Source organism: Microcoleus sp. Z1_A1 (assembly GCF_036700305.1).
Classification (GTDB): Bacteria; Cyanobacteriota; Cyanobacteriia; order Cyanobacteriales; family Microcoleaceae; genus Microcoleus.
This window is the reverse complement of the sequence record NZ_JAUBOR010000012.1, coordinates 48,301-74,124: the sequence shown is the minus strand read 5'-3', so window position 1 is coordinate 74,124 and position 25,824 is coordinate 48,301. Positions and strand designations below refer to the sequence as shown.

Here is a 25,824-nt window from a genome sequence, read left to right as displayed (position 1 = left end):
GTCAGGGCTTCATATCATGTCCGATCGAGTTACCGCGATTAAAAGGGCGGGTTTTTGAGATTGTCAATTATTGGCAGATATTTTTCGTGAGGGGATCCCCTACCGTATTGGGGGTAATCGACCGGACATAATATCAGTCCACTCCCAATCAGCTTTTAGCTAATTAGGACTAAACTTTTGAAGACCAACAACATTAATACTCAATACCTGCTTGAGCTTTAATCCCTTGTTCTCGGAATGGATGCTTAACTAAAGTCATTTCTGTCACCAAGTCGGCCCGTTCGATTAGCGCGGGCGGGGCGCCTCTGCCTGTTAAAATAATGTGGGTTTCTTCGGGTTTTTGGTCTAACCCAGAAAGCACTTGCTCTACTTGCAAATAACCTAGTTTTAATGCTATATTAACTTCATCTAGAAGAACTAATTTAAATTCGGGATTGCAGATAAAAGTTAGGGATTTTTCCCAGGCTTTTTGAGCTGTTTCGATATCTCGATCGCGGTCTTGCGTGTCCCAAGTAAAGCCTTCTCCCATTGCGTGGAATTCTAGCTGTTTTTCCCAGAGTTGAAAAACCGCTTTTTCTGCGGGTTCCCAAGCTCCTTTGATAAATTGTACTATGGCGACGCGGTATCCGTGACCGAGCGATCGCACAACCATTCCCAAAGCTGCCGTGGTTTTGCCTTTCCCGTTACCCGTATTGACAATTATTAAACCTTTGTCTTTGGAAGCCCCGGCAATTCGCTGCGCCTGTACTTCTTGTCGGCGCTGCATTTTTTGTTTGTGCTGTTCGGCTGTTAGGGAAGTTGTTTCTTTAGTTTCCATTAGATTTTTTTAACGCAGATTAGGGACTCAGAAACCGGGTTTTTTAATACATACTTCGATGCCACCCGCAGATTCGGGAAAAAACCCGGTTTCTCGGCTTCGGATTTAGCTATTATGTCCACAGCGATCGCAAGTTTAGCACGAAACCGGGCAAAACATCTTCTCCTGAAAGTTCTGTTGGACATTCCAAAACTTCTATTTCTTGTCCTTGGCGATAGATTTCGACTCTCCGGGTTTTGCGGTTGATTAACCAGCCTAATTTGACTTGGTTATTCATGTATTCTTGCATTTTGTCTTGAGTATCTTTGAGGCTGTCTGTCGGCGACATTAACTCTAAGACAAAATCCGGGGCAATGGGAGGGAATTTTTGTTTTTGTTCGGGAGTGAGTGCATCCCATCTTGATTTTTCAATCCAAGAGACATCGGGAGAACGGTTGGCACCGCTTGGCAGTTTGAAGCAAGTTGAAGAATCGAAACAAATTCCCAGTTTAGTTTGTCGGTTCCAAATCACAAAATCCGCATTAATTTCTGAATTGTAATTTCCGGTTTCTCCTCCTGTGGGTGGCATAACGATTATTTCTCCTTCGGCGTTGCGTTCAAATTTGACATCGGGGTTTTCGCGACACAGTTGATAAAATTGGTCGTCGGTTATTTTGGCGATCGAGTTGAAGTTAATGGTAACTGCTATCATGGTATTTTATCAGGATGCGTTGGAAGTTTTAAGCCAGATTATGTATATGAAGGCGGCTCAAGGCCGAGCGATGCAGATGCTGTAAATATTATTAAGGGTTAAGAGGATTTAATGGATATCTTTTTATGCACTTTTGCTCATTATATCACATCCTTATAACTAGCTATTAATAGTTTTATCAAACGCTTTTTGGATGCAACACTTACAGACATACCAATAATAAAATGCAATGTTGATTTCGCTGAGCAGTTTAGGTACTCCCTCTAGTAAACTGGAGAAAATTTTGTTTTTTATATGCAGGGAATCCACGCCGATCGCAAAAAACAACAAGCCTACACCCGCTAACAATATTTGGTAGGGAGTTAACTGTAGTTCTCGCCGAAAAAACCATCCGTAGGAGGACAAAACCACGGCGTATAAAAGACTTACTCCGAGCTTAGGAATTCCCCCTGCTACCATATATATATGAATTCTGTAAATTTCATTTAGTAAAAATCCACCTGTTAACAAAGCCGAAAATAGAATAAATCGATTTTCTGAAGTGCGCGGTTGAATACTTTGAGCTAATTTATAGGTGAAAGTACAAATAATGACGGGTACAGAACATAAAACTTGAAAAGTCCGAGTTAACAAAGCGACATTGGGATGGGGATAAGCATAAGGCGGCAAGAATAAATCGCTGACTTTTAACCCGGAAAGTTGAGTGAAAAATATCAGTATCGCCACCACAAATAAGGATAAACAATTGAGTCTAACAACCAAACGAGAAATAGTCATAAGCAATTAATCCCCAAAATTAGGTTTACTGCCCAAATCAAAAAAAATTATATCACCAATATCTCTGGATATTTTGCTAAACTTAATCATGAGTGTTATCAAAACAAGGAGACAGTCATGCTGTCAGTGAAAGAAGCAGAATCGATCGTTCTAAATTTGGCGCAACCCCTCGACAGTCAGCGGGATGTAGAAACTGTAGACTTGCTGGCAGCATCGGGGCGCATTTTGGCTGCGGCAGTCACTGGTTCCCTTGATTTTCCTTATTGGGATAATTCAGCAATGGATGGGTACGCGGTGCGGTTTGCGGATGTGGAAAACTGTAGCGCCGAAAAACCAGTGGTACTCGAAGTAGTTGAAGAGATTCCAGCCGGATATCAGCCTCAAAATACCGTAAAATCGGGGCAAGCGGCGCGAATTTTTACGGGGGGGGTGATGCCTGCGGGTGCTGATACGGTGGTAATGCAGGAAGAAACAAGGCGTGAGGGCGATCGTATTTTTATCTTAGTTTCTCCTGAAAAACCGCAAGCATTTGTTAGGCACAAAGGCGCTTTTTATCAAGCAGGAACAACTTTGCTAACTCCCGGTACAGTTATCAATGCCCCAGAAATGGCAGTGTTAGCAACTGCCCAGTGCATTCAAGTTCCAGTTTATCGGCGGCTGCGGGTGGCAATTTTTTCTACTGGTGACGAATTGGTATCGCCTGACGAACCTTTGGCACCGGGGAAACTGGTAGACTCGAATCAGTATGCTTTGACAGTTTTGTTGGCACAAATGGGATTTGAACCGATTCGATTGGGCATTGTTCCTGATAATGAAGATGCATTAAACAAGGCGATATCCGGGGCTGTTGCGACGGCGGATGTGGTGCTTTCTACGGGCGGCGTCTCGGTAGGAGACTACGATTATGTCGAGAAAATTTTGGCAGATTTGGGAGGAAAAGTTCACATTAGTTCTGTGGCTATTAAGCCGGGGAAACCTTTAACGGTTGCTGAGTTTAAACGAGGTGAAAAAAATTCGGATAGTCTCTATTTTGGTTTGCCGGGAAATCCGGTTTCGGCTTTAGTCTGCTGTTGGCGGTTTGTTGTGCCTGCTTTGAGAAAGATGTCTGGGCTTGGCCCGGATGCTTGGGGGCCGGAGTTTGTCAAAGCTAGGTGTAATGCTGAATTGCGATCGCACGGCCGACGCGAAACTTATGTTTGGGGTAAACTACATTTAGTTGCCGGAGTCTGGGAATTTGAACCTGCTAGCGGCACCCAAAATTCAGCTAATTTAATTAATCTCGCAAATACGAGTGGTTTAGCAGTTTTGCCACCAGGGGACACCTGGATTGTACCGGGCGAATTCGTGGAGGTTTTAAAAGTTAGTCAGTAGTTAGTGGTTATTGGTTATTGGTTATTGGTTCGGTATAAGTTCATGTAAAATATTAACAACTAAGTAATCTTCCTTCTTCCGACTTCCATCGGACTGACATCCGTTACATCCGTTACATCCGTTACATCCGTTACACAATCCGTTGCCGAACTTCCTTCTTCCTGACATCCGTTACATCCGTTACACAATCCGTTGCCGAACTTTCTTCGTATTATGAAAATTTTAATTGTTGAAGATGACCCGATGATGCAACTGGGATTAGAGCAAGTTTTAGCCGATTCCCCAGACATAGAAATAGTAGGACAAGCAGAAGACGGCTATTTAGGCGTAGCAGCAGCACTGAAACTCAAACCTGATATCATTGTGATGGATATAGGTTTGCCACGGCTCGACGGCATAGCAGCGACGCAGCAAATTAAAGCACAATTGCCAGAAGTTAGAGTAGTAATGTTAACTTCTCACACGGCAGAAACTGAAATTATTGCTGCCCTTTCTAGCGGGGCTGATGCTTATTGCATTAAAGGTGCTTCTGTAGACAGGCTGTTAGCAGCGATTGCAGCCGCCGCAGAGGGGGCTACATATCTTGACCCTCAAATTGCCCGGACTGTCATCGAACACCTCAAACCCCCCATACCTGCCTCTACAACTACTTTTGGTCAGTTGTCGCAGCGGGAATTGGAGGTGTTAAAATTAATGGTGGAAGGTAACAGCAATCCTGAGATAGCAGCGGCGCTTTACTTGAGTCCAAATACTATTAAAACTCACGTTCGCGGTATTATGAATAAGTTGGCAGTGGATGACCGCGTGCAAGCCGCAGTTGTAGCGCTGAGAACTGGATTGGTGTAAAGAAGTAAGTAGTCATTAGTCATTAGTCAGTAGTCATTAGTTATTTGTTGTTTGCTACCAAGGCTTTTCTGCTACCAATGCCCCATGCCCAATTCCCAATTCCCAATTGCCAATTCCCAATTCCCAATTCCCAAAAAGTTTATGTCTGAATGGATAGAAATCGGTAAAATTGTAGCAGCTCAAGGTTTGGACGGGGAAGTGCGAGTCTATCCCGATTCTGATTTCCCGGAAAGGTTTATCGAACCGGGGAAGCGGTGGATTTTGCGCCCTAACAAAAGTGAACCGGAACCGATCGAGTTTTTGGGCGGTCGCTATATTCCGGGCAAAGGGCTGTATGCTGTAGAGGTAGAGGGTGTGGAAGACCGCGATAGTGCTGAGGCGCTGCGGGGCTGTAAGTTGTTTGTTGAAAAGACCGATCGACCTTACCTCGAATCTGATGAGTTTTACGTCCAAGATTTGATCGGTATGGAAGTTTTTAACCAGTTAACCGGGGAAATCCTAGGCAAGGTAAGTGATATTATTCCCGCAGGTAACGACCTTTTAGAAGTAGAAACGAATCTAACTGCGCCGGAAACTGTCGCCGCAGAATTAGAAAAGCCAAAACAGCCTGAAACTCCCCAAGCAAACGCTGACCCCAGAAATACCCGCAAACCACGGAAAATTCGTGTTAAAGAGCCTAAATCCACAAAAATATTGATTCCTTTTGTGGAAGAGATTGTGCCAGTGGTTGACTTAGAACAAGGCAGAATTGAAATTGTGCCTCCTCCTGGTTTGTTGGAATAATATCATGTCCGGTCGCTCGACCGGATATGATATTAGTTATTAACAATGCCCAATCCCCAATTCCCAATTTCCAATATTAATCATTTCCTTTATTTGTATACCGCACTATCAAGTAGCTGATGGAAAGCGCGAAAATTGCAGTCGCCAAACCAATCAAGTCGGCTGCGGTTTTTTTTTCCAAGTCAAGAATAATGATTTTTCTAGATACTGCTATCAAAGAAGTTACAATAACCAGCTCAACTTGAATTACGTGCTTTTTCAGATAAGCTGTAATATTTTCCAATATTTCCAATGCAATTAAAACATTTAAAAATAACCCAAATATCACAAACAACGTGTCTTTTAAAAAATTATCAGTGTGGTTTGCCAATTCTTGTGCTAAAAAAATCACCAAATCGGCAACGCTGACGATAATTACCAAAATCATCGCCAGTGATAAAACTTTCGATATTATTACTTCTACACTTTCTGTAAAATGCAGAAAATTTTCATCATTGCTTAACTTCGCAATTTGCCTAAATATTTTTTTCAGCATACCAGTGATTTAGTCATCATTTTTGATGATTTTGTCATTTTTCGGTACGCTTTGCAAGCGCAAAACTCTCTGATTGCCTGGTTTCACGGTGGCAACCCGGGCACTGGGGAAGGCGACTCTCTCTGCCTGTTATATTTTATAGTTTTTCGTGTCAGCTAGGAATCGATCGCACGCGATGAACTCCTGCTTAATAAATTTTTGCCATAAAAAAGCCTCAAACTATTGTCTAGCAATATTTTGAGGCTTTTAAGGCGCGGTGCTAATACTGAACTAACTATCTATTCTCAACAGAGAATGATGGTTGACTCCCAGCTTGCTCCGACGCAATATAGAAGATAGCTAAAAATTTAGCTCGGGTGGTTTAGTAGCGACGAGAATTGCCACCGCGATCGTTGTTACCCCAGTTACCGCCGCCACTAGGACGTTCTTCACGGGGTTTTGCTTTGTTGACTTTGAGGTCGCGACCCATCCACTCAGCACCGTCAAGAGCCTCAATGGCTGCGGCTTCTTCGGCTTCAGTAGACATTTCTACAAAAGCGAAGCCCCGCATCCGACCTGTTTCCCGGTCAGCAGGCAACTGAACGCGCTTTACTGTACCGTACTCTCCAAAAGTTTGGTTGAGGTGCTCCTGCGTTACTTCGTAGGATAAATTGCCGACATAGATTGACATTGAACATTCTCCAGAATCAGAGGGTGTAGAGATTTAAATCCGGAGGAACGCCGATCGAACGAACTGTACTGCCGAAAATAAAGCCTTGTAAAAAAATCATAGCACCTATAGGTGCAAACTGCAATTGTCTGACTCAATTAATTAAAAATAAGGTAGAAGGCCTTCGCCAGAAGGCATTCTGCGGAAGGAAAAACTCCCAATCAAGAAGGAACAACTCAGAATAAATAAATTTAATATAAATTTAATTTTCCTTGTTTCCGGGCTCTGCCGGGGAAACGCTGTTTTTAGGCTGCGTAATGGCATAACGATTTTAGGTTTTAGATATGGGATTTGGGATTTAAGATTTATGTGTAGGGTATGTCCGGGTTCAAAATTGCTCGATCGAGAGAGGTTGTTATCCTAAAAACGGATACAAGCCCCGGACTCCTGTCGCCAAGAGTGCAAAATTTTAGACTCTTGTTCAAGATCCCAGATTCATCTGTGGAGTAAATCTCCAATCTTTCAACTGAGGGCGATTGACTCAGAGATCCCCGAACGTCAACCACGTTCTTCCCCATGTCGATCGCCCGCTGGTTCCCGCTCGTTCGGCGGTGATGTGTAGCATCCCGTCGTTCGATGGCAGCTCAAGAAGTGACGGCGAGGGTGGATTTTTGCCAATTAAATTCCTCAACTTCTGCGACAGTTTCTGCCCCAACCAGCACCAACTGCACCGCACAAGCTTTTAACTCAGGCTGTTTGGAATCTGGACAGCTTGCAGCATGAGTCATGGCATTGGCTTCAGCGCCTTCGGCCCACAGAGAACCCCAGTGCATCGGTACAAATAGCGTACCTGGGGCGATCGCCTTTGTGACTTTTGCCGGAAACTGCGCCTTGCCGCGGCGCGATCGAACTTCCAGCAAATCCCCCTCCTTAATCTGCAATTTGGCAGCATCACGGGGGTGAATTTCCAAAAACGGATCGGGGTGCAATTGATTAATTTTCTCTGTTCTCCCCGTCCGCGTCATCGTGTGCCAGTGTCCGTAAAGTCTCCCTGTCGTCAACACAAACGGATAATTCGGATCGGGAGGTTCTGCCAGTCCCCGCGAGTGATAGGCCGAAAATCTTGCCCGCGCGTCAGGAGTGTGAAAACGCCTGTCTGTATACAGCCGTTTCGCTTCGTTCGCTGGATGCACAGGCTCGTTTTCCCGGCAAGGCCACTGCTGCGGCCCTTCTTGGCGGATGTATTCGTGGCTCAGGCCGGTCATATCGCAAGGCTGGCCCCGCGTCAACTGCACGTACTCATTAAAAACCTCCGCACTGTTCTCGAAAGCAAAGTGTTGGGCAAAACCCAACCGCCGTCCCACCTCGGCGAAAATGCTCCAGTCGTCGCGGGCTTCCCCGGAGGGAGTGTCGAAACCGGGACAAAAGGTAACGCGGCGTTCGGAATTGGTCATTACTCCGGTTTTTTCGCTCCACTGCGTTGCCGGCAGCAGGATGTGAGCGTAGGCGGAGGTTTCAGTGGGATAGTAAGCTTCTTGATAAATAGTAAAGGGCGATCGCAGCAAAGCGGCTTTCGTGCGTTCCAAATCCGGCATACTCACCACCGGATTAGTAGCTGCAATCCACAGCAACTCAACTTCGCCAGTTTCCAAACCGGTGATCATATCCCAAGCTGTGCGGCCTGGATTCGGGGAAATACTTCCCGGTGCGATTCCCCAAAATTCCTCGACTTGGGTTCTGTGTTCAGCATTTTTCACAAATCGGTAGCCTGGGAGCAAGTGAGACAGTCCTCCCGCTTCCCGCCCTCCCATCGCGTTTGGCTGGCCGGTGAGGGAAAACGGGCCGCATCCCGGTTTGCCAATTTGACCGGTCATCAAGTGCAAATTAATCAGCGATCGCACCTTTGCCGTGCCTTCCGACGACTGATTTATTCCCATCGACCACAGAGACAAAACGCGCTGCGACTGTTCCCAGTAGTTTGCCGCCGTTTCTAACTCGCCCACAGTAATGCCGCAGCGCGAGGCTACAAAATCCGGCGTGTAGCTGCTAATAACCTCAGCAAAAGCTGAAAAATTCGCCGTGCATTCTTCAATAAACTCAGAATCTATTGCTTGCCTGCGTAACAGCAAATATGCAATTCCATTAAGCAAATCTATATCGGTACCCGGTTTAATTGCTAAGTGCAAATCCGCCGCTTCCGCAGTCGGAGTCCGCCTTGGATCTACCACAATCATTTTGACATGGGGATGCTTTTTGTGGTATTTTGCTAATCGATTGAATACGATGGGATGGCATTCCGCTGTATTGCTACCAATAATAAAAGCGCAATCTGTTAATTCTAAATCGTCGTAACAGCAAGGCGGCCCATCCGAGCCAAAGCTTTGAACGTATCCAGAGACTGCTGAAGACATACACAAGCGAGAATTAGCATCAAAATTATTAGTACCCAGACAACCTTTCAGTAGTTTCTGGGCAATATAATAATCTTCTGTTGCGAATTGACCCGAACCGTAAACACACAAAGCATCGGGGCCACTGGTGCTGCGAATTGTTTGGATGCGGTTAACAATTGCATCGAGAGCTTCGTCCCAGCTAGCGCGGCGGAAGGGTTGGTCGAGAGTATCTCGCATCATCGGATACATTAGCCGATCGCTCCGAATAGACTCTGCTACGGTTGCTCCCTTAATACAAACCATGCCCTGACTCGATGGGTGATTGCGATCGCCCCGCACTTTCCAACTTTGTTTTTTGTCGGCAACAACTTCTAGACCGCAACCTACACCGCAGTATGGGCAAAGAGTTTTTATAGTTTCCATCTGGTGATTTTAGATGCTAATTTTTGAAAGCTAATGGGTAATTGGTAATTCGTCATTATAGTCGGAACTGAGAGCTCCTGCAAATAATGTTTTAATCATTACTAACTTACCGCAAAAATGCTTCACAGCAACGGACAATACCCTGACTTAAAATAAACCGCTATCTTCTAAAACTCGCGAGCCATCGGGTTTGTAGTCAGTGGATATTCGCTCCTAAATACCTCTCTAACAGAGGTACTCCTGCCCTAAATCTTGTCACCCCACCTAGGGGAGCGAGGAAGAATTGTTGCAGGACTCAAACAGCGCGCCGATACTACTTTTGACCTTGTTGTTGATAGCAATCTGAGATTTAGTGGGCGAGTATTATGTCGCCTATTTCTGTGTTTTAACTTCTAATACGCCTCCGTTGCTGGGGCTAAAAGTTACTTGGAATTCAGCAGTTTTTTCAGCAGCGCCTGCTGTGGCACCGGCAGGAGTTTGCAAAACCGGCAGAGGAGTTTCTTTGACGAAATCTTTAGCTGCTTTATTTGTGGGATCGAACTGTAGGATATCGCCGTTTTGTTTTACTTTGACCCGATAAGTCAAGCTTTCGGTAAATGTCGGAGTTGTTCTCCATTGTTGGTCGATTTGTGCATACAACTTCTGTCCGATCGCATCGAGTTCGGCTTGGTCAGAAATCTGTGATGTGGCAGCAGCAGCGATGGGTGCAGGACTTGCAGCAGCGATGGGTGCAGGACTAGGATTCGGTGCGATCGAACTTGCTGCGATTGGCGGGCTGGGGGGAGAACTCACAATCGCCCCGGCAGTCGGCGCCGGAGGTGCAGTTTCTGCTAGTTTCGCTTGCTTTAGCTGGCTGGAAACAACCGACATATTGACCGCAGCTAAAGTAAACATTGCGACGAACCACGAGGCTGCCAGGATGCCACGTTTGATCGACGAGGCTTCTGGGGGTTCGGCAGCGTGAGACACAAAAGGTGCAGGTGCAAGAGGCCTGTCAGCAACCGCAGGCTTTTTGCTAGCAGGTAATGGCATCGGTAGCGCGACGGCTTCTGTCTCCGAGTCCGTTTCTTCACCTTCTTCGTGGTGGGCGTAGCGAGAAAACAGGAACTCCAAAGCAAAGTTACGCAGTTCGTAGTATTTCGGGTCTTCCATAATCCGCGCCCGGTTGCGGGGACGGCTGAACGGAATGTGCATATCTTCGCCGATGGAAGCTGCTGGCCCGTTGGTCATCATCACGATGCGATCGGCCAAAAACAAAGCCTCATCAATATCGTGAGTAATCATAATGACGGTAATTTTTTCCTGCCGCCAAATTTTCAGCAATTCTTCCTGCAACTCTTCCCTGGTAATCGGGTCCAGAGCTCCGAAAGGTTCGTCCAAAATCAACAGTTTGGGACGAGTTGCCAGGGCTCTGGCGATCGCCACCCGCTGTTTCATTCCCCCGGACAATTGGCCGGGTCTTTTGTTACAAGCTTCGGTCAGCCCCACTAATTCCAAGTGTTCCTTGACGATCGTATTGTGTTCGTCTGCGGACTTTTCCGGGTAAACATTTTCAACACCGAGGTGAATATTTTCTGTAGCAGTCAGCCACGGTAGCAGCGAGTAGTTTTGAAACACCACCATGCGATCGGGGCCTGGTTCAGTAATCTGCGAACCTTCCAGGGCTACTTCTCCGTTTGTCGGCCCGTTGAATCCCGCGATCATATTCAGCAAAGTTGATTTGCCACAGCCAGAGTGACCTATCAAACAAATAAATTCGCCTTCATTAATAGTCAGGTTTACACCGTCGAGAACGACGTAAGGGCCTTTAGGAGTTTCGTAGACTTTCGATACGTCTTTAATAGTAAGAAAGTCTTGCTTTGGCGTTTGAATTTTGGTTGTTTGGGGAGTTTTGAGAGTTTGCATATTTTCAGGATTTGGATTTTGGGTTGATGAATTAGACATGACAAATTTCGATTGAGAATTTGAAATTAGGGAGTTAGGAAGCGGAAAATGTGGAGTCTTGTTTCCTGATTTCTGGCTCCTCATTCCCTCTTCCTATTTGCTAGTTATGCTGGCAGTTTGATGGAACACTGACTGCCTATTTGTTCAATTAAGATTTCTTCAATGCGGACGGCGCGTTTGATTTTGACATTGTGAAGATAGTCGATCGGGTCGTCGAGATTAAACACAGTGCCGTCAAATAGCTCGATCGTCCGGCGATCTCTGGCAATATCCGGCAAACCCAATTCCCGTACTGCTTGACCGAAAACATCGGGCCGCAAAACTCGATCGACCACTTCCACCCAGTTTTTCGGGAACGGGATCAGTCCCCACCGAGCCATCTGCGCCATCACCCACACCATTTCTAGGCGGTCTGGAAAATTGGTTTTGTCAACAGAGAACTGGTTGAAATTGTAGAGCATTTCTGGTTCTGCCTCCGTACCGGAGTTGTACGGATCGATGAACCCTGGACGGATGTCTTTGGGATCGGCGCCGATGTATTGTTCTTGGCTAATCAATCCTAGGACTTCTTCGCGGTTGCGGCGATCGTCGCAGTATTCGCAGGCTTCCAAAAGCGCTTTGACGAGGGCGAGGTGGGTTTGAGGATATTTCTGAGCCCAATCTTCGCTAACACCGAGAACTTTTTCGATGTGTCCGGGCAGAATATCCAGGGAACGGGCCATAACAAAACCCGTACCACTGTTGACTGCGTGCGAGTTCCAGGGGTCGCCTGAACAGTAGCCGTCAATGTTGCCTGCTTTTAAATTTGATACCATCTGCGGGGGCGGAATCACGGTCAAGCCCACGTCGAGGTCGGGGTCGATGCCGCCGGCGGCCAGCCAGTAACGGAACAGCAGATTGTGCATGGAGGCCGAGTGTACCATGCCCAAGGTGTGAACTTTATCGGGAGTCTTGGCGATCGCAGCTTTGAAATCCTCTAATGTCCGAATGCCTTGTCTGTAAAGGTCTTTGTTGAAAACAATCGAATTGCCGTTGCGAGAGAGCGTCATGGCGCTACAGACGGGTACAGGGGCTTCACCGTCGAGGCCCAACAGCATCCCGATCGGCATTCCTGCGACCATTTGCGCCGCGTCCAGCCGTCCTTCGGCAACTCCTTTGGCGATCGCTTTCCAGCCCGGTTCGCGGCTGAGAGTAACTTCTTCCAACCCGTGGGCTTTGAAAAATCCTTTTTCTTTAGCTACTACTAAGGGGGCGCAGTCGGTGAGGGGAATAAAGCCGATGTCGAGGTTGATTTTTTCCAGGCCGTTGCGGGCGATGACAGCGGGTTGTTGTTTGGCCCGGCGCTGTTTGACCCGCTTTTGCTGGTTGAGGAAGTAAACCATTTCGTTACGCAGCGCGTAGTAACTCGGATGGTTGACAACTTCCATGCGCTTGCGGGGGCGGGGAATGTTCACTTCGAGGATTTGCCCGATTTGGGCTTCCGGGCCGTTGGTGAGCATCACAATGCGATCGCTCAGTAATAAAGCCTCATCCACATCGTGAGTTACCATCACGCTGGTGACTTTGCTTTCCTCGCAAATTTTCATCAACTGGTCTTGCAAACCGCCGCGAGTTAAGGCATCGAGGGCGCCGAAGGGTTCGTCTAGCAGCAGCAATTTCGGGCGAATCGCCAGGGCGCGGGCGATCGCAACTCTTTGTTTCATCCCCCCAGAAATTTCGCCTGGGCGTTTGTCGGCCGCGTGTCCGAGTCCGACCAATTTAATGTGGTGTTCGATCACCAACTCCCGATCTTCTTGAGAGTTACCGCTGTAAATTTCATTTACTGCTAGGGCGATATTTTCGCGCACCGTCAGCCAAGGTAGTAGCGAGTAATTTTGAAACACCACCATTCTGTCCGGGCCTGGATCGCGGACTTCCCGCCCTTCTAAAGTAATCCCGCCCTGACTTGCTTTGTCGAGGCCGGCGATGATATTTAGCAGCGTAGATTTGCCGCAGCCAGAGTGCCCAATTAAGGTGATGAATTCTCCCTTTTTAATTTTCAGTTCGATATTTTTAAGAGCGATGTATTGCTCTCCGTTGGGCAAGTTAAATACGCGGTCAACGTGGTCTACTTCAACAAATACTGACATGGCAATTTTAGGTTAGTTTGTAATTTGTATGATGCTGATTATTAATTGGGAATTGGCCAAACAGGGCATTGGGCATTAATTTACAACTCATTTCTACCAGTTTGTAGTTGGCAACCATTCCCCATTCCCCATTCGCCATGCCCGATGCCCTGTTTGGCCGATGCCCGATGCCCAAATCCTATTTTTGTTCTTCAGGAACAACTTTGGAAGCAATGAAACCAACGATTCTGTCTAAAATCAAACCGACGATTCCTACATAAAGCACTGCTATAATCACTGCGCTGAGTCGAGAACTGTTGTAAGCGTCCCAGATGAAGAAGCCGATGCCGACGCCGCCGACTAACATTTCCGCAGCTACGATCGCCAGCCAAGACAAACCGATGCCAATTCTCAAGCCAGTGAAGATGTAAGGAACAGAAGAGGGAAGCAGGATTTTCCAGAAGTATTTTTGGTTGGGGAGGCGCAAGACGCGGGCGACGTTTCTGTAGTCTTGGGGTATTTGTTGAACGCCTACTGTGGTGTTAATTAGAATCGGCCAAATTGCTGTAATTAAGATTACGAAGAGTGCAGAAACTTCGTTAGCTTTCACCCCCATGCCTTCAAAGGGATTGAACTGTTGAAATACGGCCAGGGCGATCGGCAGCCAAGCCAGGGGCGGGATAGTTCTAAATACTTGAAACAGCGGATCTAAAGCATCGAACATTAGGGAGTTTGTCCCGATCAGGATTCCTAAACTGATGCCGAGAACTGTTGCTAAAGTAAAGCCGATCGCCACCCGCTGCAAGCTAGCCAAAATTTGCCAGAACAAGCCTTTGTCTGTACCGCCGTTGTCGAAGAAAGGATTGATAATTAGATTCCAGCTTTCTTGGACTGTTTTGATGGGTCCCGGCAAGCTGGACTCTGGACTGTTGCAGAGGATTTGCCAGATTATGAGCAGAACTGCAATTGCTACCAGCGGGCGGATGATTTTCCGGCGGTTTTTCTGAACCTGATCCAGAACGAAATTTACTGGATTTTTGCTTTTAGTAACAGCGAGGTTTGTTGCCATTTTTCTTTTTCCAAGATTGTGAATAATCGATTATTTGTAGATACTTTGAAGTGTTCACCGTGTCTGGGGTGGGTTGAGTTAGGAAACCCAACTCCACTCAATTAAAAAATCGGTCAACTATCAAAAGTGAACAGTCAACTGTCAACTGTGCACTAATTATGCTTTTTTGATTGCCAAACTCTTCAGATATTCTTCTGGTTTTTCGGCGTCAAACTTCACGCCGTCAAAGAATGTTTCTACACCGCGAGAACTGCTAGTAGGAATTTGGGCTGCGGGGACGCCAAGTGTTGTCGCTGCTGCTTTCCAAATATCTTCGCGGTTAACTTTATCAACCGTTGCTTTGATATCGGTAGTTGCCGGGATATAACCCCAGCGAATATTTTCAGCTAAGAACCAAGCATCGTGACTCTTGTAGGGATAAGAAGCATTATCTGCCCAAAATTTCATTGCCACAGGGCTGGCGGCTTCAACGCGACCGGTACCGTAGTCAATTTGGCCCTTAGAGCGACTGATAATATCTGCTACTGGCACTTTTAACCACCTATCTTGAGAAATGATTTGGCACATTTCATCGTGATTTTCTGGCTTGTCGCACCACTGCTGGGCTTCCAGTACGGCCATGGTAAGTGCTTTTGCAGCTTTGGGATTTTTGTCAACCCAATCTCCTCTTAAACCTAAAGCTTTTTCAGGATGATCTTTCCACATTTCTCCAGTTATTAAGGCGGTGTATCCTACCTTTTGAGTAACTAGCTGAGCATTCCAAGGTTCGCCTACGCAAAAGGCTTCCATGCTGCCAGATTTCATGTTCGCTACCATTTGGGGCGGCGGTATGGGAATCACGGAAACATCTGTATCTGGATTAATACCGCCTGCTGCTAGCCAGTAGCGTATCCACAAATCGTGGGTGCCGCCGGGAAACGTCATAGCAATAGGAACGTTTTGATTGGCAAAAGCTGCTTTCAGCGGTGCGCTGTCTGTACCTACTTTTAAATCTAGGTATTTTTTGCTGAGCGAAATTGCCTGACCGTTAGTATTTAACCGGGCGAGAATGTACATCGGCACTGGCTGATTGCCTTTGGTAATAGTGCCTAATGTCATTTGGTAAGGCATGGGGGATAAGATGTGGGCCCCGTCAATGCCGCCTTTTTCGGAACCGAGTTCTAAGTTGTCGCGAGTAACTGGCCAAGATGCTTGTTTGGTAACTTGTACGTCTTTCATGCCGTACTTGGCAAATAACCCTTTTTCTTGGGCGATGATTAAGGGTGCTGCGTCGGTGAGGGCGATGAATCCGAGTTTGGCTGCGGTAACTTCTGGGGCGTCGGCGGGATTGATGTTGACTGCTGGGGCGGCGGTGGGCGAAGCGCCGCCGGGAGTTGCGTTAGATGTGGTGGGACTGGAACTGCAACCGTGGGCTAGGAGGGTGCCGGCTGCTGTTGCTCCAGCGGTGATGATGAATTTTCTTCTAGAAAGGTTGCTCATTTGTCTTGAATTGTTGTTGTACTTGGAGATGGTGGAAATGTGAGATGTCAGATTGATTCGCGACCTTCGCATCGCATCTGACATTATTTAGATTAGGCGTCGATCGACACTTTGCCGATCGCCCGCGCGCTGCAAGTTAAAATGAACCCTGGTTCTAAGTCAGCAGCCGCGTCTGGTTTGCTGTCGTAGACTGTTTGGCCTTCTAGGAGTTTTTGCTTGCAAGTGCCACAGCTTCCTGACCGGCAATTGCTGTCAAGTTCGACCCCGGCCCGTTCGGCAACATCGAGAATGTACTCATCTTCGCTGCAAGCAACTTCTTTGCCCGATCGAGCGAAAATGACAGTAGATGTCTGAGGTTGGGCTGCCGAGACTGCTGTTTCGCCCTCCTCAACCGTCAATTGCAGTTGCCGGTTCAGCACAGCTACATCCCCTGTAATCTCTTTAGGAACTGCCCCAAACTGCTCGACTAACAGTTGATGCAGCAGCGGTTTGAGGTCTTCGCAAGGGATGCCTTTTTGGACGCAAGCACCCAAATGAGCGTCTTTGCCAACTGTGCCTCCCATGTAAATGTCTACACCTTCGAGGGTTTTGCCGTTCTTGCGAACTTTTGTTCCCATCAAACCAATGTCTGCTACCTGGGGTTGACCGCAGGAATTGGGGCAACCCGTCCAGTGAATTCTGACCGGTTTGGGTACTGACAGTTCAGCTTCGAGTTCCTCAATCATTGCCACGGATCGGCTTTTGGTTTCGATGAGGGCGAAGTTGCAAAACTTGGCGCCGGTGCAGGAAACCAAGGCTCGTGTCAGCGGTGCGGGCTCGATGGAAAAACGCTGCAACAGGGGTTCTTTGACCAGCGATTCTATCCGCGAGTCGGGAACGTTGGGAATAATCACGTTTTCTTCCACAGTGAGCCTGAGTTCGCCGCTACCGTAAACCTCGGCAATTCTGGCCAAATCGAACAAATCCGATGCCTGCAGCCGTCCGACGGGAACGTGGAGCCCTACATAGTTGAGCCCTGATTGTTTTTGGGCGTAGATGCCGATGTGGTCGCGTTTGTCCCAGGTGATTTCATCTTTGGGCGCGGCGGCGGGCAAAGTGCGCCCTAATTCTTGTTCGACTTCGGCTCGGAATTTTTCGATTCCGAGTTCGTCAATCAGCCACATCAGCCGCGATTTTTGGCGGTTTGCTCTTGGGCCTCGATCGCGAAACACAGTTAAAATTGCTTTGCACAAATCTACAACGTCGCTGGGACTTGCCCATGCGTTGAGAGGAATTGCAGCGTCGCAGCGTTTGGCGGAGAAGAAACCGCCGACTAATACGTTAAAGCCGATGTTGCCGTCTTTGTAAGCGGGTACGAAGGCGATGTCGTTGATTTCTGCGTGGACTGAGTTGTCGCGGCAGCCTGCGATCGCAATATTAAACTTTCTCGGCAAATTTGAAAACGCGGGGTTGCCTTCGCCGTTGTTCGTAATCATGTCTTGGACTTGATTCGCCAGTTCCCGCGTATCTATCAGTTCGTCGGCGTCCAAGCCCGCGACTGGGGAACCCGTGATGTTACGCACGTTGTCCATGCCAGACTGGATGCTGGTCATGCCCGCTTCTTTGAGGCGGCGGAAGATGTCGGGTACGTCTTCGATGCGAATTCCGCGCAATTGCAGGTTTTGTCTGGTGGTGATGTCGGCGCTGCCGTCGTCGCCGTAGCGTTGGACGATTTCTGCTAGGGTTCTGGTTTGATTGCTAGTTATGATGCCGTTGGGCAAGCGCAGCCGCATCATGAATTTGCCCGGAGTTACTGGCCGAAAGAAGATGCCGAGCCATTTGAGGCGGTGCTCGCGATCGATTTCGTCCATTGCTTCCCAGCCGATTGCGGCGAAGTGGTCGAGTTCGCCTTTTAATGCTAAGCCATCTTTTTCGGCTTTGAGTTTTTCAAACTTGTTCAGGCTCGCTTGGGCTTTGGGTTCTACTGTTTGGGTCATCGGTTTACCCTCGCTGCTGGCTTGTGTGGGGAGGTATTGACTTGGAGCATAAAGTGTGTGTTTCCTGCTAACCTTAGTGACTGTATGGATTTAAAACTGTATATTTAGTTACTAGATGGAATTTCTTTTAAGCATGGTTGGTCTTCTGTAAACTTGAGCTTGACTGGGCGCTAGCTCGAACGTCGCCAAACTATTTATGGTTATAGTTGCTACCGATGATTCGGTCGATCGCTCTGTTTCGATGCACCTTTGTTATGAGCTAATGTAAAGCCCACGATTGTAAATATTCGTATCTATTTTTACAAAATATTGAGTTTTATGAATATTTCGCATAATGCCCATGCGTTTTATACATGGGAAATGGGTAAAGAGACCCCCAAAACCGAAAAATCTCTCTAAATCTTTAGATTTAGGAGGGAAAGGGGGAAATTGGAATATCTAAAATTAATTTTGTGATTGCGATCGCAGACTTAAAACGAGATCGTCACAACATTAGAGCGGTCGCTGTCACACAGTTTGCCTCAAAACATCACATTGTGTGCTATGCCAGCGTCACTATTAATTTTCCCAGAACGAGAGATGATATAAGCATCGAATTTAAGGAACGTCTCATGCTTTTAGTTCAACTTATCCCCGGCGCTATTTCCGAAATGCTTGCCTCTGTTACGGAGACGGGTTGTTTGACTTTAGCCGATCGCTACGGCTTGATGGCCGCTGTTTTGGACGACTCTCTCGACGATGAATACAGACATTCGATCAACCGCCTGCTGCGTTCTGTGATCAAGGGAAGAGTCAAGATAGTCAACGAACTGTCGGCGATATATTAACAGGATTTAAAAATTTGATTGATTCATGCAGCGCCTAAGAGTGCAGAAACCACCGAGGGAGTTAGAAGGAACCCACGATGCCTGCAGCGGATGTAGGGCCGGAAGTTGATTGGGTGTTCTAAAAACGTGCGATCGTTCTTGCCGTATGATTTTTTTTGACTATCCAATTCTCGCTTTGGGTGGCACTTACAGAAAAAGTGCTGATTCATGAGAGCCTGTTGGGTTGAACGCTGATGGTAAAATTAGTAAAATTGCTGTGCGCGATCGGCATTTGAAGAGTTTGAGGAATGAAGTCATCCCAACCAAGGTAATTATAATTATTAGACATCTCCAGCAAAGCCTGTCTTGAACAGGCAGGATGCCTGTTCCACAATAATTATTGGAGAGGTATATTGAACAGGGCTGGCGATGAAAGACAATTTATGAAAATTATTAATCAAACAATCGAATTATTAATAGAATCCGGTCTCGGCATCTACAACATCACGCCCCATATAGCAATCCTTGCAGGAGTCATAAATTTTTTACCCCACCCCAGCCCTCCCCGAACCCAAGGGGAGGGAGTAAGAAATTCACAAATGATTTAGGATGGCTATAGCCCGCCCTCAACATACAATTTAAATGCACAACAGCTTACCAAACAAGCTGCCGTTTGCGTTAGCTGTATTGAAAATTTGACCGGAAAAATTGAAGAATAAATCGCCGTAGTTGATGTTGCCCCTTTGAGCTAGTGAGTCGGCATATCCGGCTAAACTTAGATTAGAATTGATGGCGATGAAAGCTGTATCTGATGTTTCTTTGATGGCGATGCCGTAAAATTCAAATTCCCCGCCGCCGATTTGAGCCCCTGTCACGCCGTCGTTCAAGGAATCGATCGCGTAATTCCAGCCGTTAGATAGCGTTGCTGCTGTAGCTTTTTGTTGCTGTATTGCGAAAAGGAGACAGAAACTAGCCACTGAGTAAGTCTAGTGGAGGCTGTTTTTAGCAATGGATTTCATAAAACCCTCCCTGGGAATCATTGTTAAATTGTCAAGTCTGCTCGCTCGACTGTTTTTAATTTTTAGTAAATCATACAGCAGATTCGGTGGTTGATGAAGTACAGTAGCCGCTATATTTATGTTGTGTGATTTTAATATGTAGGGTGCGGATCTGCAACCTTTTAAATAGAACTTGCAGATTGACGGGTGGCGACGCACCGATGCTTACTACAGGATTGTGTGTACTGGGAGCATCTCATATTTGTAAAAACACTTCTTCTGGCTCCTTCCTTCTTCCCTCCTGCCTCAAAACTCCAATTTTTAGCGTGGCTGCTTTCATTGAGATGCTCCCTGATGCGTAGGCCAGAAACCGGGTTTTTGTTGAGAAGACGCATGACAGTGTAGAAACCCCAAAAAACTCGGTTTCTTTGATTGTGACGCGCGGGCTAATCCCCACCCAGTGAAAAATCCTGTCACAATAAAATCAAGACTACCGAGAGACCAAGTGGGTATCGAACTCAAGCTACCGTCAGGACACTAAATCATTTAAAATTAAAGTTGGGGCGACGATCACCCCAATCATTCCCAAAACCTAGGTGTTGCCATGCGTAAAATTGTACTATTCATTGCATCTAGTCTGGACGGTTATATTGGCCGACCGAATGGCGATATTGATTGGCTGTTTACAGACCAAAATTACGGTTATAGTAAATTTTTAGATAGCATCGATACGGTTCTCATGGGTCGGAAAACTTACGAACAAGTTCTAACTTTTGGCGAGTACCCGTACCAGGAAAAAAAGAGTTATGTTTTTACGAAGAATCTAGATTTTCAAGCTACTTCGGATGTCGAAGTGGTAACAAATTTCGAGAATTTTGTCAAGGATTTGCGCTTGCTTGAGGGAAAGAATATTTGGTTGGTGGGAGGTTCTCTGCTGATTCGCGATTTCCTGAATCAAAATTTTGTTGAGGAGCTAATTCTCTCGGTGCACCCGATTATTTTGGGCGAGGGAATTCCTTTATTTGTTAATCCGATAAATACTACAGCTTTGCAGTTAACTGGATGTCAGACATACAGTTCTGGCATGGTTCAGCTATCTTATGATGTCGCGACTTGAGGGCGCGCCCAATTGCTAAGTCGCTTGCAAAAATACTGTCAGTTGGTTATCAAAAAAGGTAAGATAGGAATAAGTAAGTTAGTTATCGATATATTATGTCTGCCAAAGATGTTTTTCATGAAGTTGTCAAAACAGCTTTGCAAAAAGAAGGCTGGCATATTACCCACGATCCGTTTCCGATTAGTGTGGGCGGTGTAGATATGTCGATCGATCTGGGAGCAGAAAGGCTGATTGCGGCAGAAAGGCAAGGCGAAAAAATTGCCGTTGAGGTCAAAAGTTTTTTGGCAAAATCGTCGGCAATCTCGGAATTTCACAGAGCATTGGGGCAGTTCATTAATTACCGAGCAGCACTCAAAGAAAAAGCACCCGATCGCATTTTGTACTTGGCTGTGCCGTTAATAACTTATGAAGAATTCTTTCAACTAGATTTCCCGAAAGCAAGGATCGAGGAAAATCAGGTAAAAATGATTGTTTATGATACAGCAGTTGAGGTTATTGTAGAATGGAAAAATTAATCAAATATCGGCAAATTGTGCAGCAAATGTTACTGGAGTACGGCCAGCACAAACCTGCTCACGGAGACATTGAAGTCGAGACAATTATTGATACAGAACGAGATCATTACCAAATCTTTTATGTGGGCTGGGACAAGCAGACTAGGGTGCATCATTGTAGCATTCACATTGATATCAAGGGCGGAAAAATTTGGCTTCAATGGAATGCGACTGAAGATGATATTGCTGAAAATTTAGTAATAGCCGGAGTTCCAAAAGAGGATATTGTTTGGGGATTTCAGCCGCCCTTTATGCGGAAGTATACGGGTTATGCAGTGGAATAGATCGCAGATGATGAAATGTGTTTGCTACTTTTTGTTATTAATATCTTTTTTCGGGGCCGCCCTTCCTGCTGACGCCTCTGTTTGCCGCAATTATCAAGGAAGCGAGATTTGCATTGTCGATATCAAACGCAGTGCAAAAAATTATTGGGAATACAGGGTAATTCTGAGTGTTGATGGAGTGAAACAGCCTCTGGAAGTCTACAATTGCCGCGATCGCACTACAGTTAAGAAAGATGGAACTGTTTTGACGTTTGGACAAAACAACCCTGGTGAAATCGTCTGCAGTTTTTTTAAGAAATAGCATATTTGTGACGGGCTAGAAGCCCATCCCACTCATTGTTTGATTGATTTAACTGCTTCCAAGGCTCTGCCTTGGAACCCATATAAGCGAGGCTCTGCCTCGGCTGGGAAGATGGAGGCAGAGCCTCCGGATCTGCGTTACCAGGCAGGAGCCTGGTAACGAGTAGTAATCAACTTTTCATGTTTGTTGTGGGATGGGCGTCCCGCCCGTCCTTTCTGGGCGGGCAGGACGCCCATCCCACAAGAAAAAAGGGAAATTATTTAATTCTCATTCCGCAGTACACATTTTAGTTAGAATTTGCCGTCTACTGCTGAAACGCAACGTTCGCAAATTAGCGGATGTTCGATCGACTCTCCGACGTGAGTCGAGTAATTCCAGCAACGATCGCACTTTTGGCCGTCTGCTTTGACTACACCAATCGCCAACTCTGGAGACTGATAACTGTACGGCAATTCCTGCAGGATGGCATTCGATTCTACCAGTTCCACTTCCGAAGTAATGAACAAATAGCGCAATTCATCTACACCCTTGCCGGTCATTGTAGAATGGTGCCCTGCAGCTAGGTCAGCAGGAATTTCTGGTTTGGGTTCGATCGCAACTAATTCTGGTTGCGGGATTTGGGGTGTTTCTACAAACACTTTTTCGGCTGGGGCTGTTTGGGCGATCGCCCCTGTTTCTACAAGCACAAGCGCTGTATCTAATGCCGGTGCGAGGACGATCGCCTGTGTTTCTGCAAGTACAAGCGCCGTACTCCGGCCCACCACATCTGCTGTCAGGAAATCAATTTGTTGTGCAATTTCTTGACGGTTGGCGGCAAACAGCAAGTGACGGAAAGCAAACCAGATTGTAAATAAGATGCCGATGACTTCAAAGAAGCCTCCCAAAAGCGGTATCTGATTCATCGTATCCAAAATCGCCAGCGTTACTCGGCCCGTTATCAACACAGAAGCTAAGAGTCCAAGTGTTACCAGCGCTTGTTGGTATTCTGTAAAAAAGTTGCCTGCGTATTCAGGCAAATTAGCCACAAACTCGGCGGCTTGATCTAAGATTGGCTGCGAATCTGAAGCCGACAGTTCAGGGACAGAATACTCTACTATCTGAGAAGGTCGATCGCTCTTTTGTGCGATCGTTTTCGGCTCAACATAAATTTTGTTTTCTGTCAAGACTTTAGCAACTTTTGCCGCTTGTTCTTCCTGTTTATCTTGTGCTGCTTTTGCTTTCTCCTGGGCCGCTAACTCGATGACTGAATTTTGCGATCGCACATAATCCACCAATTCTTCACTGCTGGGATTCAAAGCTTGCAATTGCTCTCTTTTCTCAACATCGGGAACGTACAATAAAACCTTAGCTTCCAAAGAAGAACCGATCGCCTTTTCAATCCGCGCTTTTTCCAAAACCTTGTTAACTTCGCCCCGCACTTGTCGCAAATACTGCCAGCGAGTAGCCAATTCTGGATTGTGCCATGAAGCATCAATTTGCACCCAGCCGGCTTCAAACACGGACTTGTAAGGAGTCGGATAGGGAAGGTACTGCCAAATATCCTCAGCCATGTGACACAAAACAGGTGCGATCGCCCTTGCCAAATTCTCCACAGCGATCGCAATCACCGTCTGACAACTGCGGCGGCGAAGGGTATCTGTCGCGCTGATGTAAAGTCTATCTTTGGCAATATCCAAGTAAAAATTCGACAAATCCACCGTACAGAAATTCTGCACAGTTTGGAAGAATCGCGAAAATTGGAAGCTTTCAAAAGCATCTTGGACTTCCGCAAAAACTTCGCCCATTCTGTGCAGCATATAGCGGTCTAGTTCCGGCAATTCCTCGTAAGCAACGGCATCTTTTGCCGGATCGAAGTCGTGCAAATTCCCCAGCAAAAACTTAGCTGTATTGCGAATTTTGCGGTAAACATCCGATTGCTGTTTGAGAATGTTTTTGCCCAAAGGCACATCTGCCGAGTAGTCTACCGAAGACACCCACAACCGCAAAACATCGGCTCCATATTCCTTAATTACTGACGCTGGATCGACGACATTGCCTTCAGATTTGCTCATTTTCCGGCCTTTTTCATCGAGCACAAAACCGTGAGTCAAAACTGTTTTGTAAGGAGCAATGCCGTTAGTTGCTACACTGGTAAGCAAGCTGGATTGAAACCAGCCGCGGTGTTGGTCTGAACCTTCCAAATAGATATCAGCCGGATAGTTTAATTCTGATCGACCTTTGGCAACTGCGGCCCAGGAAGAACCCGAGTCAAACCACACATCCATCGTGTCTGTACCTTTGCGGTAAGTGCGGCCGTTATTGCGGTAAGATTCCGGCAGCAATTCATCGATCGACAATTCCCACCAAGCATCGGAACCCTTCTCAGCAAAAAGGGCTTGCACATGGGCGATCGTTTCTTCATTTAACAGCGGTTCGTTGGTTTCTTCATCGTAAAATACGGGAATCGGAACGCCCCAAGTCCGCTGGCGAGAAATACACCAATCGGATCGATCGCCCACCATTGCAGTAATCCGATTTTCCCCTTGGGCGGGAATCCAATTCACACCGGCGATCGCTTTTAAGGCTTCATCTCGGAACCCTTCAACCGAGGCAAACCACTGTTCCGTCGCCCGAAAAATAGTCGGCTTTTTCGTGCGCCAATCGTAAGGATAAGAGTGAGCGTAACTTTCCTCTTTAATCAAACAATTTGCTTCGGCAAGGGCATCAATCACTGCGGCATTGCCATTTCCGAGGACATTTAAACCTGCAAACTGTCCGGCTTCGGCAGTGAAATTTCCGTTCTCATCTACGGGCGTTAAAACTGGTAAACCGCAGCGTTTTCCGACGATAAAGTCTTCTTGTCCGTGCCCCGGTGCGGTGTGAACTAATCCCGTCCCAGAATCAGCGGTAATGTAGTCACCGCCGGCAACAATCGGACTTTCGCGATCGAACAGCGGGTGTTTGTAGATGCAACCTTCTAATTCTTTGCCTTTGAAGGTGGCAAGTATTTTTAATTCAGTGTTAAAAGTTGCCGACAGCCGATCGACCGCATCGACAGCTACTAACATAAATTGTTGTGCGATGTGGGAATTTGCCGGCGGTTCCACCACCGCATAAGTCAGTTCTGGATTAACTGCGATCGCCAAGTTTGCCGGAATTGTCCAGGGGGTAGTCGTCCAAATCGCCGCCCAGAGGCTTGGCATATAGCGCTTGAGCTTCGACTGCAAAGATTTTGACAATTTTCTCACATGGAAGCCGACGTAGATGCTGCGCGACGTGTGACCTTCTGGATATTCCAATTCCGCTTCGGCGAGGGCTGTTTTCGAGCTCGGACTCCAGTGAACCGGTTTAAAGCCGCGGTAGATGTAGCCTTTGAGCACCATTTGACCGAAAACGCCGATTTGAGCGGCTTCGTATTCGGGTTTTAGGGTTAAATACGGGTGTTCCCAGTCGCCCCAAACGCCGTAGCGCTGGAAGGATTCGCGCTGCTGTTCCATTGTTTGCTGCGCGAAGGTGGCGGCTTTGCGGCGGAGTTCGATCGGCGTAAGATTTAGCCGATCGTCCGATTTCATGTTTTGCAATACTTTAAGTTCGATCGGCAATCCATGACAATCCCAACCGGGCACGTAGCGGACTTTTTTGCCGCGCAACATTTGGTAGCGGTTGATAAAGTCTTTGAGGATTTTGTTGAGGGCGTGGCCGATGTGGAGTTGTCCGTTGGCGTAGGGTGGCCCATCGTGGAGGATGAACAAATCGCCTGGGTTATTTTCCGAAAGGCGATCGTAGATTTCTTGATCGGCCCAAAATTGTTGCAATTCTGGTTCGCGCTTGGTGGCGTTGGCGCGCATATCAAACTTGGTTTTGGGCAGGTTTACCGTGTCTTTGTAAGATTTAGCTTCCATTTTTGAGAAACGTTTTATGTAG

The 25,824-nt window shown here is 46.8% G+C and carries 22 protein-coding genes and 1 pseudogene; 8 read left to right on the top strand and 15 right to left on the bottom strand.

Going from position 1 to position 25,824, the window contains the following annotated elements; all coding sequences use genetic code 11:
• Positions 1 to 193: 193 nt before the first annotated feature.
• The 3 genes from cobO to QT973_RS10475 all read right to left on the bottom strand — a co-directional run bounded on the left by cobO (position 194) and on the right by QT973_RS10475 (position 2,285).
• A complete protein-coding gene (gene cobO / locus QT973_RS10485; RefSeq protein ID WP_333056172.1) occupies positions 194 to 817 on the bottom strand; it encodes a cob(I)yrinic acid a,c-diamide adenosyltransferase in 624 nt (207 codons plus the stop codon).
• Between the two features lie 112 nt (positions 818 to 929).
• A complete protein-coding gene (locus QT973_RS10480) occupies positions 930 to 1,508 on the bottom strand; it encodes a Uma2 family endonuclease (RefSeq protein WP_333056173.1) in 579 nt (192 codons plus the stop codon).
• Between the two features lie 159 nt (positions 1,509 to 1,667).
• Positions 1,668 to 2,285 carry a hypothetical protein gene (locus tag QT973_RS10475; protein WP_333208475.1) on the bottom strand — a complete coding sequence of 206 codons (618 nt, stop codon included), beginning with the start codon at positions 2,283 to 2,285 and terminating at the stop codon, positions 1,668 to 1,670.
• A 117-nt stretch (positions 2,286 to 2,402) separates the two neighbouring features.
• Between QT973_RS10475 and QT973_RS10470 the strand changes: the two genes are divergently transcribed.
• Positions 2,403 to 3,656 (top strand): molybdopterin-binding protein, encoded by a 1,254-nt coding sequence (locus QT973_RS10470; RefSeq protein ID WP_333056175.1) that lies wholly within the window; start codon positions 2,403 to 2,405, stop codon positions 3,654 to 3,656.
• Positions 3,657 to 3,715: 59 nt separating this feature from the next.
• Here QT973_RS10470 and QT973_RS10465 read toward each other — a convergent pair whose 3' ends face one another.
• Positions 3,716 to 3,844 (bottom strand): hypothetical protein, encoded by a 129-nt coding sequence (locus QT973_RS10465; RefSeq protein ID WP_333232604.1) that lies wholly within the window; start codon positions 3,842 to 3,844, stop codon positions 3,716 to 3,718.
• A gap of 25 nt (positions 3,845 to 3,869) precedes the next feature.
• Between QT973_RS10465 and QT973_RS10460 the strand changes: the two genes are divergently transcribed.
• Both QT973_RS10460 and rimM read left to right on the top strand, forming a co-directional pair.
• Complete coding sequence (locus QT973_RS10460) at positions 3,870 to 4,502, top strand: response regulator transcription factor (RefSeq protein ID WP_333056177.1); 633 nt, start codon at positions 3,870 to 3,872, stop codon at positions 4,500 to 4,502.
• Positions 4,503 to 4,643: 141 nt separating this feature from the next.
• The gene (rimM, locus tag QT973_RS10455) at positions 4,644 to 5,285 is read left to right on the top strand and encodes a ribosome maturation factor RimM (protein WP_333056199.1); all 642 of its coding nucleotides are present in this window, start codon (positions 4,644 to 4,646) and stop codon (positions 5,283 to 5,285) included.
• A gap of 76 nt (positions 5,286 to 5,361) precedes the next feature.
• Here the strand turns inward: rimM and QT973_RS10450 are convergent, their stop codons facing one another.
• The 9 genes and pseudogenes from QT973_RS10450 to QT973_RS10410 all read right to left on the bottom strand — a co-directional run.
• Positions 5,362 to 5,820 carry a phosphate-starvation-inducible PsiE family protein gene (locus tag QT973_RS10450; protein ID WP_333056178.1) on the bottom strand — a complete coding sequence of 153 codons (459 nt, stop codon included), beginning with the start codon at positions 5,818 to 5,820 and terminating at the stop codon, positions 5,362 to 5,364.
• A 361-nt stretch (positions 5,821 to 6,181) separates the two neighbouring features.
• Entirely contained in the window at positions 6,182 to 6,490 is a 309-nt protein-coding gene (locus QT973_RS10445) for an RNA recognition motif domain-containing protein (RefSeq protein WP_015179102.1), read from the bottom strand.
• A 623-nt stretch (positions 6,491 to 7,113) separates the two neighbouring features.
• Entirely contained in the window at positions 7,114 to 9,285 is a 2,172-nt protein-coding gene (locus tag QT973_RS10440; RefSeq protein WP_333056179.1) for a nitrate reductase, read from the bottom strand.
• Positions 9,286 to 9,657: 372 nt separating this feature from the next.
• Complete coding sequence (locus QT973_RS10435; protein ID WP_333232602.1) at positions 9,658 to 11,229, bottom strand: nitrate ABC transporter ATP-binding protein; 1,572 nt, start codon at positions 11,227 to 11,229, stop codon at positions 9,658 to 9,660.
• A gap of 104 nt (positions 11,230 to 11,333) precedes the next feature.
• Positions 11,334 to 13,358: a nitrate ABC transporter ATP-binding protein gene (locus QT973_RS10430; protein WP_333056181.1), complete on the bottom strand. Its 2,025-nt coding sequence runs from the start codon at positions 13,356 to 13,358 to the stop codon at positions 11,334 to 11,336.
• A gap of 178 nt (positions 13,359 to 13,536) precedes the next feature.
• Positions 13,537 to 14,406: a nitrate ABC transporter permease gene (gene ntrB, locus QT973_RS10425; RefSeq protein WP_333056182.1), complete on the bottom strand. Its 870-nt coding sequence runs from the start codon at positions 14,404 to 14,406 to the stop codon at positions 13,537 to 13,539.
• A gap of 156 nt (positions 14,407 to 14,562) precedes the next feature.
• Positions 14,563 to 15,885: a CmpA/NrtA family ABC transporter substrate-binding protein gene (locus QT973_RS10420; protein WP_333056183.1), complete on the bottom strand. Its 1,323-nt coding sequence runs from the start codon at positions 15,883 to 15,885 to the stop codon at positions 14,563 to 14,565.
• Between the two features lie 92 nt (positions 15,886 to 15,977).
• Entirely contained in the window at positions 15,978 to 16,304 is a 327-nt protein-coding gene (locus QT973_RS10415) for a 2Fe-2S iron-sulfur cluster-binding protein (RefSeq protein WP_333056200.1), read from the bottom strand.
• An 18-nt stretch (positions 16,305 to 16,322) separates the two neighbouring features.
• A pseudogene (locus QT973_RS10410) lies at positions 16,323 to 17,861 on the bottom strand (ferredoxin--nitrite reductase); the annotation flags it as partial.
• Between the two features lie 611 nt (positions 17,862 to 18,472).
• On the opposite strand from QT973_RS10410, the gene QT973_RS10405 reads away from it, so the two are divergent.
• A complete protein-coding gene (locus QT973_RS10405) occupies positions 18,473 to 18,688 on the top strand; it encodes a hypothetical protein (protein ID WP_333056184.1) in 216 nt (71 codons plus the stop codon).
• A 617-nt stretch (positions 18,689 to 19,305) separates the two neighbouring features.
• On the opposite strand, the gene QT973_RS10400 is transcribed toward QT973_RS10405, so the two are convergent.
• Positions 19,306 to 19,644: an XDD3 family exosortase-dependent surface protein gene (locus QT973_RS10400; protein WP_333056185.1), complete on the bottom strand. Its 339-nt coding sequence runs from the start codon at positions 19,642 to 19,644 to the stop codon at positions 19,306 to 19,308.
• A 625-nt stretch (positions 19,645 to 20,269) separates the two neighbouring features.
• On the opposite strand from QT973_RS10400, the gene QT973_RS10395 reads away from it, so the two are divergent.
• The 4 genes from QT973_RS10395 (at position 20,270) to QT973_RS10380 (ending at position 21,921) form a co-directional block, all read left to right on the top strand.
• The gene (locus QT973_RS10395; RefSeq protein ID WP_333056186.1) at positions 20,270 to 20,782 is read left to right on the top strand and encodes a dihydrofolate reductase family protein; all 513 of its coding nucleotides are present in this window, start codon (positions 20,270 to 20,272) and stop codon (positions 20,780 to 20,782) included.
• 95 nt (positions 20,783 to 20,877) lie between these two features.
• Complete coding sequence (locus tag QT973_RS10390) at positions 20,878 to 21,297, top strand: XisH family protein (protein ID WP_333056187.1); 420 nt, start codon at positions 20,878 to 20,880, stop codon at positions 21,295 to 21,297.
• Positions 21,285 to 21,620, top strand: coding sequence for a XisI protein (locus tag QT973_RS10385; RefSeq protein ID WP_333056188.1), 336 nt, complete (start codon positions 21,285 to 21,287; stop codon positions 21,618 to 21,620). Before QT973_RS10390 ends, QT973_RS10385 begins: the two co-directional genes overlap by 13 nt.
• Complete coding sequence (locus tag QT973_RS10380; protein ID WP_333056189.1) at positions 21,607 to 21,921, top strand: hypothetical protein; 315 nt, start codon at positions 21,607 to 21,609, stop codon at positions 21,919 to 21,921. The genes QT973_RS10385 and QT973_RS10380 overlap by 14 nt, the downstream gene beginning before the upstream one ends.
• Positions 21,922 to 22,211: 290 nt before the next feature.
• On the opposite strand, the gene ileS is transcribed toward QT973_RS10380, so the two are convergent.
• Positions 22,212 to 25,802, bottom strand: a complete 3,591-nt coding sequence (ileS, locus tag QT973_RS10375; RefSeq protein ID WP_333269744.1) for an isoleucine--tRNA ligase — start codon at positions 25,800 to 25,802, stop codon at positions 22,212 to 22,214.
• Positions 25,803 to 25,824 lie beyond the last annotated feature (22 nt).

What these genes read in the sequence shown, in the direction of transcription:
- QT973_RS10405 (WP_333056184.1), top strand. Translation starts at nt 18,473, where the DNA reads ATGCTTTTAGTTCAACTTATCCCCGGCGCTATTTCCGAAATGCTTGCC.
- ileS (WP_333269744.1), bottom strand. Translation starts at nt 25,802, where the DNA reads ATGGAAGCTAAATCTTACAAAGACACGGTAAACCTGCCCAAAACCAAG.
- QT973_RS10430 (WP_333056181.1), bottom strand. Translation starts at nt 13,358, where the DNA reads ATGTCAGTATTTGTTGAAGTAGACCACGTTGACCGCGTATTTAACTTG.
- QT973_RS10420 (WP_333056183.1), bottom strand. Translation starts at nt 15,885, where the DNA reads ATGAGCAACCTTTCTAGAAGAAAATTCATCATCACCGCTGGAGCAACA.
- ntrB (WP_333056182.1), bottom strand. Translation starts at nt 14,406, where the DNA reads ATGGCAACAAACCTCGCTGTTACTAAAAGCAAAAATCCAGTAAATTTC.
- QT973_RS10470 (WP_333056175.1), top strand. Translation starts at nt 2,403, where the DNA reads ATGCTGTCAGTGAAAGAAGCAGAATCGATCGTTCTAAATTTGGCGCAA.
- rimM (WP_333056199.1), top strand. Translation starts at nt 4,644, where the DNA reads ATGTCTGAATGGATAGAAATCGGTAAAATTGTAGCAGCTCAAGGTTTG.
- QT973_RS10460 (WP_333056177.1), top strand. Translation starts at nt 3,870, where the DNA reads ATGAAAATTTTAATTGTTGAAGATGACCCGATGATGCAACTGGGATTA.
- QT973_RS10450 (WP_333056178.1), bottom strand. Translation starts at nt 5,820, where the DNA reads ATGCTGAAAAAAATATTTAGGCAAATTGCGAAGTTAAGCAATGATGAA.
- QT973_RS10435 (WP_333232602.1), bottom strand. Translation starts at nt 11,229, where the DNA reads ATGTCTAATTCATCAACCCAAAATCCAAATCCTGAAAATATGCAAACT.
- QT973_RS10390 (WP_333056187.1), top strand. Translation starts at nt 20,878, where the DNA reads ATGTCTGCCAAAGATGTTTTTCATGAAGTTGTCAAAACAGCTTTGCAA.
- QT973_RS10395 (WP_333056186.1), top strand. Translation starts at nt 20,270, where the DNA reads ATGCGTAAAATTGTACTATTCATTGCATCTAGTCTGGACGGTTATATT.
- QT973_RS10475 (WP_333208475.1), bottom strand. Translation starts at nt 2,285, where the DNA reads ATGACTATTTCTCGTTTGGTTGTTAGACTCAATTGTTTATCCTTATTT.
- QT973_RS10445 (WP_015179102.1), bottom strand. Translation starts at nt 6,490, where the DNA reads ATGTCAATCTATGTCGGCAATTTATCCTACGAAGTAACGCAGGAGCAC.
- QT973_RS10380 (WP_333056189.1), top strand. Translation starts at nt 21,607, where the DNA reads ATGCAGTGGAATAGATCGCAGATGATGAAATGTGTTTGCTACTTTTTG.
- QT973_RS10440 (WP_333056179.1), bottom strand. Translation starts at nt 9,285, where the DNA reads ATGGAAACTATAAAAACTCTTTGCCCATACTGCGGTGTAGGTTGCGGT.
- QT973_RS10480 (WP_333056173.1), bottom strand. Translation starts at nt 1,508, where the DNA reads ATGATAGCAGTTACCATTAACTTCAACTCGATCGCCAAAATAACCGAC.
- QT973_RS10385 (WP_333056188.1), top strand. Translation starts at nt 21,285, where the DNA reads ATGGAAAAATTAATCAAATATCGGCAAATTGTGCAGCAAATGTTACTG.
- cobO (WP_333056172.1), bottom strand. Translation starts at nt 817, where the DNA reads ATGGAAACTAAAGAAACAACTTCCCTAACAGCCGAACAGCACAAACAA.